Raw genomic sequence first — 548 nt, forward strand, 5'->3', positions numbered from 1 at the left:
CGCCGGCGGCGTGCCCGTAGGTGTCGTTGATGCCCTTGAAGCCATCGAGGTCGATCAGCAGGACCGACACCTCGCCATCGCCGCTGCCGGCCCGTGCCATCAGCTCTGCCAGACGTGTCTGGTAGACCGCGCGGTTGACGAGGCCGGTGAGGGGATCGTGGCTGGCGGCGTGCTCGAGCTGCTGCATCGCCTGGGTGGCCGCGATGTTGGCCTGCCTCAGGGAGTCGGCCAGATGGGCGGCCTCATGGCGCAGTCGCGCCGCCCTGACGTAGTCCCGCTCGGCCCGCCTGGACGCGCGCACCATGAGGGAGGTCAGGAGCAGCAGGTTGACGCCGATGATCTGCGACTGCCCCGTCTCCCCGGTCAGCAGGATCAGGATGAAGATGACGCTGTTCGGCAGGACGAAGGCGAGCGTCGTCCGCCGGTCGGCCGTGCTCTGGATCATCGAACCCGCGTTGATCCCGCAGAAGGTCAGCCCGACCGCGAGGTTGTAGGCGTGGCCCGCCTGCGCGGCCAGGGCCAGGACCAGGGCCCAGCACAGGCCGGAC

At 69.7% G+C, this 548-nt stretch carries 1 protein-coding gene; it reads right to left on the reverse strand.

Translation table 11 applies throughout. The features are described 5' to 3' along the window. Positions 1 to 548, reverse strand: a 548-nt coding sequence (locus tag VQ02_RS34230; protein ID WP_048448743.1) for a GGDEF domain-containing protein, incomplete at both ends; no start/stop codon positions are given.

Source organism: Methylobacterium variabile (genome assembly GCF_001043975.1).
In the GTDB taxonomy this organism is placed as follows: domain Bacteria; phylum Pseudomonadota; class Alphaproteobacteria; order Rhizobiales; family Beijerinckiaceae; genus Methylobacterium; species Methylobacterium variabile.